Here is a 13,762-nt window from a genome sequence, read left to right as displayed (position 1 = left end):
TAACCGGCTACAGTGATCGCCAAGCGGCCGGGCACCAAGGCCGGCAATGGAATTCGGAACGGGCATCGGCAGCTTGAAGCGGGTGTCATCGCTTCTTCACGCCGCTTTCGATACCTATCTGTTGAGCGCAAGGCATAGTTCGGCAACAGGCAGCAAGATTTGGCACAACGATCGGGAAGCGCAGACCTGCCACTTCATGGCGGACGCGTGCCGAAATGGCTCGGCGACCGGATGACGCGCCTTGGCGCGGTCATGTGCGAGGCGATCATTCACCACTACGGTCGCGAGGAGCTGCTGCGCCGGTTGGCGCATCCCTTCTGGTTCCAGTCGTTTGGCGCCGTTATGGGAATGGACTGGCATTCATCCGGCATCACGACCAGCGTCATCGGCGCCTTGAAACGCGGGTTGGCTCCGCTCTCCGGTGAACTTGGTATTCACGTGTGCGGCGGCCGCGGCGCGCATTCACGCAAGACCCCGCACGAGCTTGCCGTCATCGGCGAGCGCGTCGGCTTCGACGGAACAGGCCTGGCAACTGCCAGCCGGCTCGTCGCCAAGGTTGACAGCGCCGCCGTTCAGGACGGCTTCGACCTCTATCTGCATGGCTTTATCGTTACCAATGATGGCGACTGGGTCGTGGTGCAGCAGGGCATGAACGGCGACAGCAAGGTGGCGCGCCGCTATCACTGGCTGTCCGAAGGCCTGAAGAGCTTCGTCGACCAGCCGCATGCCGCCATCGAAGGCGCCAACCAGGGCGAAATCGTCAACCTGACCGACCGCCGCGCCGACGCTTCGCGCAAGGGACAGCTGGAGCTCCTGCAGGACCTCGGACCGGAGCGCATTCTGAGGGAATTCGCCGCGCTTGAACGTGGCACGGCCCCGGCTCCAGAGCAGGCGCCTGAACAGCAGCCGATGCTGCCACACCTGGTCATGCCGGCGCACCACGACGTTCGCGAAAGCGATGTCGTCATGCGCCGCCTTCATGGGAACATGGCGGCGGCTGCCGAGCGTGGCCCCGCCGATTTTTCCGATCTTCTTCTGGTCCCCGGCGTCGGTGCGCGCACGGTGCGGGCGCTGGCGCTGGTTGCCGAGGTTCTGCATGGCGCGCCATGCCGGTTTTCCGATCCGGGGCGCTTCTCGCTGGCGCATGGCGGCAAGGACAGACATCCATTCCCCGTGCCGCTGAAAGTCTATGACGAGACGATCGGCGTGCTGAAGTCCGCGGTCCACAAGGCCAGGCTCGGCCGCGACGAAGAAATCGGTGCCTTGAAGCGGCTCGACGACCAGTCACGGCAGGTCGAACGCTATGCCACAGGCCCCAGCCTGAAGGAAATCGTTGCCGGAGAGTTCGATCAGTCGCATCTGCTCGGCGGTCGCAGTGTGTTCGGCTGGGAGGCGGCACCCGAGGCGCCCGCGGACGTCAAACAAATCAAACAAAAAGGATAAGCGCGCCCGGATCGCCTGATCCGAGTTCGGTTTCAAGTATCCAGATCGATCAAGGCGATGCCGAGTTCCGGGCGCTTCCTGCGGCGCAGATGCCCCGGCGCTTCCACCACTGTGACTTCAAGAGTCGGCCGAACGATGCCTTCGAGCAGATGCCCGCCCCGCGTGCTGCCATCGCGCAACCCGAGCACCGCGTGGACGTGAAGGCTGGGCTTGCCGTCGTCGCCGATCGCAATATCGCCGATCGCGCTGAGCACCTCGCACTGTTCCCGAACCGGGATTTTCCGATAGGTCTTTTCTCCAACGTCGAACCAGCCGACTGTCGCCGTTTCGAAGGCGCCGAGCGCGGTCAGCGAGGCGCCGCCAATGTTCTGCCCGACCGCGAAAGACGTAAGCGCCGCGAACGCTTCCTCGCCAGGTTCAAGCACCACCACGAACGTCCTTTGTCCGGCGCTTTCGGCAACGAGCTGCGATTTCATGATTTCACTCCAGATACCATGTCGGCTTTGCGTTGTATTTCGATCGAGAGTTCGAACGGAAAGCTGGCTCGCGAGTTCCCAACAGGTTTGGTCTGGGCTTGAACATCGCTGCGCCGTCTGACTATCGAAGGTGCAGTGGTCCGGAACAAGATCGCGCAGGAAACATTGTTCCCCGCAGGCTATCTCTGAGGGAGCGGACGTGGCGCCAACTGAAATCATCGTCAGGCGTGTGCCAACGCCGCGTGAGTTCTGGATTGGTCTTGGGCGCGCCTTTGCCGGAGCGTTGATCTTCGCCGTCCCGGTGCTGATGACCATGGAAGCTTGGGCGCTGGGATTTCACCTTCACCCACTGCGGCTCGCCCTGTTCCTGGCTGTCACTTTGCCAATGCTGGTGCTGCTGCACAAGTACGGAGGCTTTCGCCAGACGGTGGCGCTTCGCGACCGCATCGCCGATGCTTTTGTGGCCATACTTGTGGCCGCTGTGGCGGCTGCTGCGGTGTTTTTTATTTTCGGCATCGTGACCGTCGAAATGCCGCTACGGGAGGTGATTGGCAAAATAGCGGTGCAGGTTGTCCCAGGCAGTCTAGGAGCATCTTTGGCACGCGCTCAGCTTGGCCCGAGTCTGTTGGAGGAGGAGGACATTCCCGAGCCCGGCTACACCGGAGAGCTGTTCCTGATGGTGGTCGGAGCTCTGTTTCTGTCGGTGAACATCGCACCAACGGAGGAGGTCGTCCTCATCGCTTACAAGATGCACCCCTGGCAGGAAATCGCTCTGGTGGTGGTCACCCTCGCTCTCATGCACGCCTTCGTCTATGAGTTCGAATTCCGCGGCTCGCACGGTCCCGAGCCAGGCGCTGGATTCGTCAGCATCTTCTTTCGCTATGCAATCGTCGGCTATGTCCTGGTGATGCTTGTGAACCTTTATATCCTGTGGACCTTCGGCAGGACCGATGGCGCCGGCTTTTCGGAGACACTCAGTGCAGTCGTGGTTCTGTCGTTTCCTGGCGCGCTCGGGGCGGCGGTTGCGAGGCTCATTCTGTGACAAAGAATCCCGCAAAAGGCGACAAGCAACAGAAGCAGCAGTCCGACAACAAAGGAATGACACGCAAACCCGGGACTTCGGTCACGGAGTGGGTTGTGGCGGGGATAAGCTCGGTAGCCCTGCTTGCCGTACTCAGCTTTCTTGTCGTCGATGGCTTGAGCACGCGCGATGGGACCGCCCGGATCGTTGTGCTGCCGCTCGCGGTCGCGGTCACCGAGGGCGGCTATGTGGTCGAGTTCACCGCCGCAAACAGGGCGGGGAAATCAGTTGCTGCTGTCGAAATCAAAGGTGAACTCCGCAATGGCGATGAGGTCGTCGAGGAGAGCAGCGCTACGCTCGACTATGTCCCACAGGAATCCCAACGGAATGGCGCGTTGATCTTTCGTCGAGATCCCGAGGCCTATGACCTGCGCCTCTTTGCTAGTGGATACAGTGAACCCTGACCAGTCGAAAACGCCATGGATGAAATGGCTGTGGAACTCAGCCCCGGTCACGAGGTCAACCGGGCCGGCGTCAAGGTCTTTGGCGAACAGTCGCAAGCGCGGTTTATCATGCGACGGGCAGGGGTATCCGCGATCTGCCGATCAGAATAGAGGATTTAATAGTATAATTTGCTCCGGTAACGGATTGAAAATCCAGAGATAACACTGTTTCGTTCCGACCTGTCCGAGTCGATTTGCGACGCTAATTGTGTCGGGTGACCAAATCGGAAATGTAGCATTGCAGGGAAACCGTGCCACGCTCGGGACTGTCGGGCAGTTCAAGGTCGTCCAGGCTGACGGCGGTCATGCGCGCATACGATTTGGCGGCTGCCTTGGAAAAGCCCATGTCCTCAAAGGTCTCTTGCCACTTTTCACGCGGTGCCGTCACGACCTTAATGTGTCCGTAACTCCTCCCTTAGACAAGCCGCGACGTCAGATGCAGAATAGGCGCCGGCCCTTCGATATAGTGGATACCTGTCTGTTCGATCGGCTCTTTCAGCAGAGGGGCAGCGGCGCGCCCAAGGTCGTCCGGTGCCACCATCGGCAATCTGAAGTCCGCCGGAAAAAGGGTGTTCACCACACCATCCCCAGCAGAATCCCAGTTGCTCATATAATACGCCGCCCGGATGATGCTGGCAGGGATCGGCTGGGCGCGCAGTTGCTGCTCCAACTCGTAGAGGATGTTAAGGTCGCCACACCGGTCGCCGGGCCGAGCGCCGTAGTTTGATTGCGCGACGATCTTTCGCAATCCAGATCCTTCAAGAGCTGCAGTGATGGCGGCAACGGTCTTGCGCTCTTCAACGTCAGTGTCGGTCGATGGGTCAGCCGGCGGATTGAGCAGAAACAGGCGCTCGCCTTGACGAAAAACCTGACGAAAGGGCCTCGCTGTCGTGGACATCCGCCACCGCGATTTCGGCACCACGCCGCGTCCAGTCAGCGCCTTTGGACGGGTCGCGAGCTACGATGGTGACCGCTTCGCCCTGCCGTAAAACATGGCTGCAGCAGAACCAACATGGCCCGTGCCGCCGAGAATGATGTGCATGGCCGATCCCTTCGCTCCCTATTCCTCCGGGGCGGTGGCAGGAGCCGTATAACGGCGACGTACTGCATCCAGAACGTGCTTGCGGCTTTCCTGCGCCGAGAGCATTTCGTCTTTTTCTGCCTCGGCGGTTTCGCGCGCCAGCTCCTTGTCCCTGATCTGATGGCGAAACCATTCGGAATAGTCGCCGGCACGCAGGTGATGCTCCCAGGTCGCGTCGTCGATGCCTTCTGCAATCTGAGCGAAGATCATCAGGTTGTGGGCCCGAAGATTCATGGCTTTGTCGGGACCTCTGAAATAGAAGCTGCCGGCCTCGTCGAGTTGACCTTCCGCATATTTGCGGCTGTGACGCTTGAGCGACTGGCGCGGTTCGATCGCTTTGACCATGGCAATTTTCTTGCGGGCTTGCGGCCGCCAGAACAGCACGCGCTCGCCTTTTGGCGAGGGAATATCCTTTGGCGGCTTGATATCCGTTTCATGACAAAAGGCCTTGATGACATTCTTGGCCTTGGGACCGAGCGCAATGACGGCAGTGACCAGACGCAGGGCATCGGTCGAAATCGCTTCCGGATGAACGGTGATCAGGACAGTGCCAGGTAATTCCAACGACAGGACGGCGCGCGTGTCGTCGCGCTTCTTGGGGAGAAGATGATGCGCCTCGTCGATGACTAGCCAGTGTGGCCTCGCTGTACGGAAGCGGAAACTGCCAAGGCCGGGAAGCAGATCGGCAAAGAAGTCCGGTCGCTCATTGACCCGCAACGCCAGCCCATTGACGACCACACTGGTGTCCGGCTTCTCGATCAGGTCGAGCACTTGTGCCTTTGTCGGTTCGCTCGAGCCATCGCCTATCCGGACGGCGCCTTCGAGGCCATCATAGTCGCCTTCCGGATCGAAAATGCAGAACTGAAAGCCGTTCTCGACGAAGCGTTCCGTCAGCGCGGTGGCCAAGGTGGATTTGCCGATGCCGGAGCTTCCGGCGATCAGAACCGTGTCGGTCGGCGTCAGATAGACTTCGTCGCCGCCGGCCGAGCCGAGAAGGATGCCGTCACGGCGTTTTCGGACAAATTCCCGATCGCGCTTTACCAGTTTTTCGATCAGCTCCTCGACGCCTTTTCCACGCGCGCCGCGCGTTACAAGGTCCGCGGTATCCTTGACCGCCTCAAGTGCATTGTCGACAGCGACGCTGCAGCCGCAGGCCTGCAGGAAGGCATGATCGTTTTCAGCATCGCCAATACCGACCACATTGTGTGGCGACAGCCTGAGGTCCTCAAGTGCGGCGGCCAGCCCTGTTGCTTTGTTGATGCCGCTGGGCAGGATCATCACCGCGCCTTTGTTGAAGATGATTTCCAGCTCCAGCCCGAGTTCCTTGATGACCTCAAGAACTGTTGCCTGGTGTGGTTCCCAGGTCGCGACGATCGACCGTCCGACCGAAAGCGGCTTGACGCCGTGTTTCTTCAGCTTGTCGACGAACTTGGGCGCCGGTGCCGGTGAGATCGCACGTTCTTCCTCGCTGGCAGGCGTGTAGATCAAGGCCCCATTTTCGGCGACGACCTTGTCGAACACGCCGAGTTCGGGAAAAACGCGCTTGAGATCGGGCAGCTCGCGGCCCGTGACGAGGATGAGTTTGCGGCCACTTTTCTTGACCCGTTCGAGAGCAGCAAGCGTCTTTTCAGCTACGATCCCATCGTGCGCCAGCGTGCCGTCATAGTCTGTCGCCAAGGCAATGAAATACATCTGTCGACCATTTCATATCTGAGATCGCCGCTACCATCGTCACAGGCAAGAGGTCGCACGACGATCAGGCTGAGCGGGCGACAGGCACTCAGTAGCCGCCGATGATCGGCAATATCTCGCCGGTGATGTAGCTCGAGCAATGCGGGGAGGCGAGGAATACATAGGCCGGCGCGATCTCCTCCGGTTGTGCGGGCCGTTTCATCGGCGTGTCTGCGCCGAACTTCGAAACGTCACCGGCTTGTTTGTCAGACGGGTTGAGCGGCGTCCACACGGGGCCCGGCGCCACGCAGTTCACCCGAATACCCTTCTCGATAAGGTTGCCCGAGAGCGCGCGCGTGAAGGCATGAATGCCGCCCTTGGTCATTGAATAGTCGACCAGTTGCTTCGAGCCCTCTAGGCCGGTTACGGAGCCGCTGTTGATGATCGCCGAACCGGGCTTCATATGCGGCACGGCCTCCTGCGCCATATGGAAATAACCGTAGAGGTTGGTCTTCAGCGTCGTGTCGAAATGCTCTTCGGTCAGCTCGCTGAAGTCGCTGGAATGGATCTGGAAAGCGGCGTTGTTGACCAGCACGTCGATCCGGCCAAATTCCTTTACCACCTCAGCAACCGCGTTGTGGCAGTGGTCGCGTTCGCTGACGTCGGCCTTGACCAGCATGCAGCGCCGGCCTTCGGCTTCGACGGCCCTCTTCGTCTCATCGGCGTCCTTATCCTCGGACAGATAGACGATCGCCACATCGGCGCCTTCGCGCGCATAGAGCACGGCCACGGCTCGGCCGATGCCTGAATCGCCGCCTGTGATGACGGCTACTTTGCCATCTAGTTTTTTTGATCCGATATAGAATGGCGCATCATAGAGCGGCGCCGGCTCAATGGCCCATTCGTGCCCCGGCTTCGGCTGGTGCTGTTCAGGAAAGGGCGGCTCGGGATATTTGCGTGCTCCGGCCTGCATGGCGCCTTGCTGCTTGCCGTCCTTCGATTTGTCCTTGGCATCGATGCCGCGCTGGATGTGGCGTTGCTTGGCGGCCTCGCCGGCGATTTCCGATTTCATCTGCATGGCTGTCTCCTTGGCTTGGAAAAGGGACAACGCATGTTCGGCGAAAAAGTTTACGCGACGGTGTCATTCCTTCAGCAGCGAATCCAAACGCCAGGAAATCGACGGCGCGTACTGCCCAACTGGCAACAAATTGCGCGGCCGGACGTTGGGCTCAAGCGGTGTCCGAGAACCTGAAGGCGCGCTAGCCAGGCAGCTGGTGACCTGAAGATTTCCCGCCGCTCGGCTATTTTGTCACCGGATCGCGCCAGGGGAGAGGAAAATGGCTGAAGGTCATGTCAAACCAAATGGGCCGGATCTGGTCGAGGGCATCGCGCTAACCGACCTTCCCGATGGTGGAAAGATCCTCGGCCATTGCCGCGATGAGCAGGTGCTGCTGGTGCGCCGCGGGGCGGAGGTCTTCGCCATAGGGGCGACATGCACACATTATGGCGGGCCGCTCGCCGACGGTCTTGTGGTGGAAGACACCGTCCGGTGTCCCTGGCATCACGCGTGCTTCGATTTGCGTACAGGCGAGGCCTTGCGTCCCCCTGCTTTCAGTCCACTCGCTTGCTGGTCGGTGGAACAACGCGATGATCGGATATTCGTCGGAGAAAAGCGCAAACGGACGGCACCGAAGCAGCGCAATGGAAGCTCCGGCCAGGTTCCGCAAAGAATCGTCATTGTCGGTGGCGGCGCGGCCGGTTTCGCGGCGGCAGAGAAACTGCGGCGCGAACACTATCAGGGCAGCATTGTCATGTTCAGCAACGACGAAGCGCCGCCCGTTGATCGGCCCAATCTTTCCAAGGACTACCTCGCCGGCAAAGCACCGGAGGATTGGATTCCGCTCCGCGGAGAAAGCTTCTACTCAAGGAACGATATTGACCTGCGCCTCAATGCGAACGTCGCCAGCATCGATGCACGTTCTGGCGAAGTTGTACTCGCGGACGGGGCCCGGACTCCTTACGATAGGCTACTCCTTGCGACCGGAGCCGAACCGGTTCGCCTGACCATACCCGGCGCCAACCTGCCACACGTTCACACGCTGCGCTCGTTCGCAGATTGCAAGGCGATCATCGAGCGAGCCACGACCGCGCGCCGCGCCGTCGTGCTTGGCGCCAGTTTCATTGGCCTAGAAGTTGCCGCGGCCCTGCGCTCGCGCGATATCGAAGTTCATGTCGTGGCGCCGGAAAAACGGCCTATGGAACGCGTCCTGGGTCCGCAAATGGGCGATTTCATCCGCGCCCTCCATGAGGAGAATGGTGTCGTATTCCATCTCGAGGACACCGCAAGTAGCATCGACGGCAACAAGGTGAAACTCAGCAGTGGCGATACGTTGGCGGCGGATTTCGTCGTCGCCGGCATCGGCGTGCGACCGCGGACAGGGCTTGCCGAAACGGCGGGGCTCATCCTTGACCGCGGTGTCGTCGTGAACGCCTTTTTGGAGACGAGCGCACCAGGGATCTTCGCGGCCGGCGACATTGCGCGGTGGCCAGATCCGCACAGTGGCGAGAACATCCGGGTCGAGCATTGGGTGGTCGCAGAGAGGCAGGGGCGAACCGCGGCCCTCAACATGCTCGGCCATCGCGAGAAATACGTCGGCGTGCCGTTCTTCTGGAGCCAGCATTACGACGTTCCCATCAACTACGTCGGCCATGCCGCGCAATGGGACGAGATCGAGGTCGATGGAGACATCATTGCCAAGGATTGCCTGCTCCGCTTCAAGCGCGAAGGGCGCGCGCTGGCTGTCGCTTCGATCTTCCGCGACATCGAAAGTCTAGGGGCCGAGGTGCAAATGGAGCGCCGGATGACCTAGCAAGGCGGGCGCTGTACGGCCGGTTCAGCCCGCGCAATCAGTCTCGGCGCGCAATGATCCAATCGGTTGCCGCCGCGAGATCGGCCACGGTTGCGGTCGGGCGCGGATCAAACCGTTTCTCATCGCCCTGCCGGTATTTGCCTGTCCGCACCAGCAATGCAGCCGAAAGTCCGGCGCGCAGGGCGCCAGCTATATCGGCCTCGGCGTCGTCGCCAACCATGATCGCCTGATCCGGCGGACAGTCCATGCTTGCCAGCGCCGACAGAAAGAATGCCGGCGAGGGCTTGCCGAGAACGGTTGCGCGTTTCAGGGAGGCAAATTCCAATGCCGCGACGAATGGCCCTGCATCGAGGCTGAGCCCGCCGTCAGCATCTCGAAACGTCCGGTTGCTGGCAAGGGCCAGCAATTCGGCCCCCGCGCTCAGCTCGCGGAACGCGTCATTCAACGCCGCATATGTGAAGGCGTCTCCGGCATCGCCGACGATGACGGCGCGCTTGTCGCGATCCGGCAGTTCGTCAAACTCCGGCGCAAGGCCAGGGTGAACCAACAAGTGTGGCGCACAGCCATTGCGAAGCAGCCATTCGCGAGCAGCGTGCGCCGGCGTGAAAACATCTGCCTTGGTAACGGTGAGTCCCATTGCCTCCAGACGTTCGAGAACCCCCTGTTTCGACGAGCGCGTGGTATTGCTTACGAAGCGTATGGCCAACCCGGCCTGGCGCAAACGCGCGAGGGCGTCGATCCCGCCTGGTATTGCGGTCTCGCTATCATAGATGACGCCTGCGAGGTCCAGCAGTACACCCCTTGTCATCGGTCCAGCATGAGCACGAGTCCGCCATGCGTCAAATCCGGAACAAGGCCATGGTTGTTCCTTTTGGATCAGGGCGGGCAGGCGCCTTCGATTGACCGACGGTCACTGCCACCATTCGGGGAAGGCCGTGCGGGCAGCTTCGGCCAGCGTCGCGATCTCCCCGTCGGGAACCGAGCTGTAGGGCCAGAGCAGTCGCGGGCCAAGCGGCGCCCAGCCGCCGGCCGCCGCCATCGCTTTGTCGAGTGCCGCATCGCTGACATTATAGCGAGCGCGAAAAGGCAGAACGTGCCTGGCGAGAAAGGCCTGGATGCGCTTCTCGACCTCGGCAGCGGTTGCCGCGTCGGTGCGGATCATACGCCACCACATCACCGCGCCCTTCGGGCTGAGGCAGGCAATGTTCGAATAGCTGCCGTGGGCGCCATGGGCAAATCCCGTCGCCAGCATATGGCCGGGCACGAAGACCGAAAATCCCGGCAGTTCGTGGTGCATGTCGGCGTACCAACTGGTCTCGCCGCCCGGCAGCTTGGCGCCGACCAGCGACGGCACGGCTGCGCGCAGCCTGGCGATACGTTCGAGCGTCAGGCGCCGCTTGGCGTGCGGCGGATTGTAAAGCACCAGTGGCATGTCAGGCGCAGTCTCGCCAAGACCGCCGACGAAACGCATGACCTCGCCGTCGCTCGGCGGCCACCAGTCGGGCAAGGTGAATTGCACTGCCGCCGGGCGAAGCGCCGACATCCGCATCAGCCGCTCGCGCGCGACGCGCGGATTGGACTGGCTGATGCCGATCTGGAAAGGCAGGCGCGCGCGGCCGGCTATCGTGGCCACCAGGTCGCAAAGCCGGTCGAACTCGGGCTCGGTCTGGCAGTGGAATTCGCAGGCGGTGCCGTTGGAATAGATGCCGTCGACTCCCGATGCGCAGAGCCGCGCGATCGTCTCTGCCGTCGCCTCCCAATCGATCGCTCTGCGATCGTCGATGGCCAGCATCACTGCACCCCAGACACCGCGCGGCGCATGTGCGGGCAAGTGGGTCAGGTGGTCGTCCGGTTCAGCGCGCACCGGCGATCTCGTGCTCGCGCCGAGTCTCGTTCGAGGCAAAGGCGGCTTCGATGATGCCGATGATCTTGCGCCCATAGGCGCCGGAGATTGGCACCGAACTGTCGTCCGCAATGGCATCGCGCATCGCCGTCCATTCGCGCACCAGCGCGTTGTGCATCCAGTTCGGCTCGAACGAGCCGGGCAGGTCGGTCCAGACCGTATCGCGCCCCAGCATCGTGCCGCGGTCCATATCGATGCGCAACGTTCCCTGCTCGCAGACCAGGTCCATGGCGTAGGTGGTCGCGCCATTGCGATAGCCGACGCTCTGCACCTGGCCGAGCCCGCCGCCGGCGAAGCGCAGTCCGAGCAGGGCGGTGTCATCGGCTTCCTGTTCATGGAACTTGGCGCCAAGCATGGCGCTCACCGAAACGACATCGTCATCCATCAGCCAGACCAGGCGGTCGAGCGCATGAATACCGGCCGTCAACAGCATGCCGCCGCCGGTTGCTTTTCGCAGATGCCAGTCGCGGCGATTGTGCTCCATCCAGAGCTTGATGATCCAGCTCGATCCGATGAGAGGCCGGCCGAGCGCTCCTTCCTCCAGCATCTGCCTGGCTGCCATGCAGGGCAGGGCGAAATGCATGAGATGGGCGACCATCAGCTTGACGCCACCGGCGGCCACGGCGGCATTGATCGCATCGCAGGCCGCTGCCGTCGGCGCCATCGGCTTTTCGAGCATGATGTGCTTGCCGGCCTCTGCTGCGCCGATCGCTATCTCGGCATGGAGGTGGTGAGGGCTGGCGATGAGGACAGCGTCGACATCCTTGTCATCCAGCAGCTTGCGCCAATCGGTGTAGCCGCGACCACCATGTTCGCCGGTGAAGTCGGCCAGGGCATCGTTATTCCCGCGGCACGATGCGACGAGTTGCAGGCCGTGCACTTCTTTGATTGCCCTTGCATGGGCCGCACCGAAATCGCCCGCTCCGATAATCCCTATTCCAGTCATCGTCCTGCCTTTTCATACGCGGCGTCGATAAGCGACATCGCCGCAACATAGTCATTGATTGAAGTCCCCGGCGGCGCCTTTCGGGCCAGCCGGTCGAGCGTGTCGCCCATGCACAGGCGGTAGCGCGTCGCCGGCAATTCGATCGGCAAGTCAACGATAGCCCCATCGTCGAGCGTCGCACAGATGGCGCGGTCGCCATAGTCAATGAGGCTGGCATTCTCACTGACGATGCGCCATTCGAAATCGCCGCCGGGGCGCATCGACGCGAACGTGTATCCTGCCTCGACGACGAACAAGGCTCCGGCAGCATCTTCCAGCATAAGCAGCGCATGGTCCTCGACCGCGGCGCGGTGAATGCGGTTCTCGATCGAAACGGCTTTCAGCTGAAGTCCGCCGGTTGCCAGGCTGAGCGCGGCGTCGACGCCGTGTATGCCGAGGTTCCTCAGCGCGCCACCGCCACCGATCGCCGGATCCACGACCCAGGCGACACCTTCGGCCGCATAGCGCTGCGGCGGGCCATTGACCAGCCGGAACTGGCAATGCGCAACCGCACCGGCACGGCCTTGCCGGCGCAGCCGTTCAAAGGCAGTGACGGCCGGTCCAAAGCGGTTGGGCAGGGGAACGCTGACAAAGGCCCGGTGCTGCCTCGCCAGGTCGCGCAGCGCGGCCAACGCTCCGGTGCTGCTCGCCGCCGGCTTCTCCAGGATCAGCGGTATGCCAGCTTCGATGACAGCCCGCGCCCGCGCCGGTACGGTCGAAGGATGTCCCATCAGCAGGATCACGTCCGGCGGACTGGTGAGGATTTTCGCAAAATCCGCAATGAACGGCAGATGATGACGCGTCGCGAAGGCGCGCGCATGCTCCGCGTCCTCATCCCAAATGCCGGCTATTTCGGCGTTACATGAGTGTGCAGCGTCGAGATGCATTTCGGCGTGCCAATGGCTTGAGCCGGCCAGGACGATCCTCATTTCAGTGGTGTATCCTCCTGCTTGCAGGATATCCTACAAGTCGCTATGCTACAAGCATCGACCGCTTTACGACGCGCCATCGGCGCAATTGCGGCGGCGCTTGGAGCAAAATGTCGGAACCCAAATCGATCTCGGAACCCAAATCCATGTCGGAACCCAAGTCGATCGAACCGCTGACCCGACCGCCGCTGCTTCATGTCAGCGTGCAGGAGAGCCTCAGGAACTATATCCAGAGCAACAAGCTCAAGGCAGGCGATCCCTTGCCTCCGGAGACCTTCCTGGCGCAGCGGCTCGGCGTCGGCCGCAACTCGGTGCGGGAAGCGATCAAAGCGCTGGAGTCGATCGGTATTTTGGAGACGCGTCGCGGCATCGGCGTGTTCGTCAAGGAATTCTCGTTCAAGCCTTTGCTGGATAATTTGGCATATGGCCTGCAGGATTCGTTGCGCGACGTGGAGGAGCTGCGCGAGATCCGCCGCGTCCTTGAAACCGGCCTCATCGCCAAGACCATCGAGATGATCAGCGCCGAAGACATCACCGCGCTGCGCCAGCTGACCGAAAGCATGCGGCGGCGCGCCGAGCGCCAGGAGAGCTTTGCCGAAGAGGACCAGCAATTCCACCAGCTGCTGTTCCGCTGCCAGAACAATCACATGCTGAGCGCGCTGATCGACATTTTTTGGGTGGCGTTCAACAAGGCTTCGAATTTCACCAGCCTCGACAATCCGACACCGCTGGCGACATGGCGCGACCATCACGAGATCGTCGAGGCCGTCGCCGCCAAGGATGTCGACCGGGCGCGTCAGCGCCTCGACGACCACTACAGGGGGCTTCAGCAAGTCATCGCCAAAAACCGAACCACCTGACCCAACGCCGAACTACCTGA

General features: G+C 61.7%; 14 protein-coding genes. 5 read left to right on the top strand and 9 right to left on the bottom strand.

Annotated features, from left to right (window positions below):
• Positions 1 to 159 precede the first annotated feature (159 nt).
• Positions 160 to 1,443, top strand: coding sequence for a DUF763 domain-containing protein (locus tag CIT31_RS18160; protein ID WP_095519734.1), 1,284 nt, complete (start codon positions 160 to 162; stop codon positions 1,441 to 1,443).
• A gap of 32 nt (positions 1,444 to 1,475) precedes the next feature.
• On the opposite strand, the gene CIT31_RS18155 is transcribed toward CIT31_RS18160, so the two are convergent.
• Entirely contained in the window at positions 1,476 to 1,919 is a 444-nt protein-coding gene (locus tag CIT31_RS18155; protein WP_095519733.1) for a PPC domain-containing DNA-binding protein, read from the bottom strand.
• A gap of 283 nt (positions 1,920 to 2,202) precedes the next feature.
• Between CIT31_RS18155 and CIT31_RS18150 the strand changes: the two genes are divergently transcribed.
• The gene (locus CIT31_RS18150; protein ID WP_245316360.1) at positions 2,203 to 2,961 is read left to right on the top strand and encodes a TIGR02587 family membrane protein; all 759 of its coding nucleotides are present in this window, start codon (positions 2,203 to 2,205) and stop codon (positions 2,959 to 2,961) included.
• Positions 2,958 to 3,404, top strand: coding sequence for a TIGR02588 family protein (locus CIT31_RS18145; RefSeq protein WP_245316359.1), 447 nt, complete (start codon positions 2,958 to 2,960; stop codon positions 3,402 to 3,404). The genes CIT31_RS18150 and CIT31_RS18145 overlap by 4 nt, the downstream gene beginning before the upstream one ends.
• Positions 3,405 to 3,645: 241 nt before the next feature.
• On the opposite strand, the gene CIT31_RS35220 is transcribed toward CIT31_RS18145, so the two are convergent.
• From CIT31_RS35220 to CIT31_RS18130, 4 genes are all read right to left on the bottom strand, one after another.
• On the bottom strand, positions 3,646 to 3,831 hold the full coding sequence (locus CIT31_RS35220) for a hypothetical protein (protein WP_245316358.1): 186 nt from the start codon (positions 3,829 to 3,831) through the stop codon (positions 3,646 to 3,648).
• Positions 3,832 to 3,858: 27 nt separating this feature from the next.
• Positions 3,859 to 4,365 (bottom strand): Rossmann-fold NAD(P)-binding domain-containing protein, encoded by a 507-nt coding sequence (locus CIT31_RS35215; RefSeq protein ID WP_245316357.1) that lies wholly within the window; start codon positions 4,363 to 4,365, stop codon positions 3,859 to 3,861.
• Between the two features lie 138 nt (positions 4,366 to 4,503).
• A complete protein-coding gene (locus tag CIT31_RS18135) occupies positions 4,504 to 6,216 on the bottom strand; it encodes an HAD family hydrolase (RefSeq protein ID WP_095519732.1) in 1,713 nt (570 codons plus the stop codon).
• An 88-nt stretch (positions 6,217 to 6,304) separates the two neighbouring features.
• The gene (locus tag CIT31_RS18130; RefSeq protein WP_095519731.1) at positions 6,305 to 7,273 is read right to left on the bottom strand and encodes an SDR family oxidoreductase; all 969 of its coding nucleotides are present in this window, start codon (positions 7,271 to 7,273) and stop codon (positions 6,305 to 6,307) included.
• A gap of 259 nt (positions 7,274 to 7,532) precedes the next feature.
• Here CIT31_RS18130 and CIT31_RS18125 point away from each other — a divergent pair, with 259 nt between their 5' ends.
• The gene (locus CIT31_RS18125; RefSeq protein ID WP_095519730.1) at positions 7,533 to 9,065 is read left to right on the top strand and encodes an FAD-dependent oxidoreductase; all 1,533 of its coding nucleotides are present in this window, start codon (positions 7,533 to 7,535) and stop codon (positions 9,063 to 9,065) included.
• A 37-nt stretch (positions 9,066 to 9,102) separates the two neighbouring features.
• Here CIT31_RS18125 and CIT31_RS18120 read toward each other — a convergent pair whose 3' ends face one another.
• The 4 genes from CIT31_RS18120 to CIT31_RS18105 form a co-directional block, all read right to left on the bottom strand.
• Entirely contained in the window at positions 9,103 to 9,873 is a 771-nt protein-coding gene (locus CIT31_RS18120; RefSeq protein WP_095519729.1) for a TIGR01458 family HAD-type hydrolase, read from the bottom strand.
• A 102-nt stretch (positions 9,874 to 9,975) separates the two neighbouring features.
• Positions 9,976 to 10,929: a dihydrodipicolinate synthase family protein gene (locus CIT31_RS18115; protein WP_245316356.1), complete on the bottom strand. Its 954-nt coding sequence runs from the start codon at positions 10,927 to 10,929 to the stop codon at positions 9,976 to 9,978.
• Positions 10,919 to 11,914 carry a Gfo/Idh/MocA family protein gene (locus tag CIT31_RS18110; RefSeq protein ID WP_095519727.1) on the bottom strand — a complete coding sequence of 332 codons (996 nt, stop codon included), beginning with the start codon at positions 11,912 to 11,914 and terminating at the stop codon, positions 10,919 to 10,921. Before CIT31_RS18110 ends, CIT31_RS18115 begins: the two co-directional genes overlap by 11 nt.
• On the bottom strand, positions 11,911 to 12,882 hold the full coding sequence (locus CIT31_RS18105; protein WP_095519726.1) for a Gfo/Idh/MocA family protein: 972 nt from the start codon (positions 12,880 to 12,882) through the stop codon (positions 11,911 to 11,913). The genes CIT31_RS18110 and CIT31_RS18105 overlap by 4 nt, the downstream gene beginning before the upstream one ends.
• 146 nt (positions 12,883 to 13,028) lie before the next feature.
• On the opposite strand from CIT31_RS18105, the gene CIT31_RS18100 reads away from it, so the two are divergent.
• A complete protein-coding gene (locus CIT31_RS18100; protein ID WP_095519929.1) occupies positions 13,029 to 13,742 on the top strand; it encodes a FadR/GntR family transcriptional regulator in 714 nt (237 codons plus the stop codon).
• Positions 13,743 to 13,762 lie beyond the last annotated feature (20 nt).

Origin of the sequence: Mesorhizobium wenxiniae (assembly GCF_002284535.1) — a bacterium.
GTDB classification, from domain to species: domain Bacteria; phylum Pseudomonadota; class Alphaproteobacteria; order Rhizobiales; family Rhizobiaceae; genus Mesorhizobium; species Mesorhizobium wenxiniae.
Note: the sequence above shows the minus strand (reverse complement) of the source record. Positions and strands in the feature narration are given on the sequence as shown.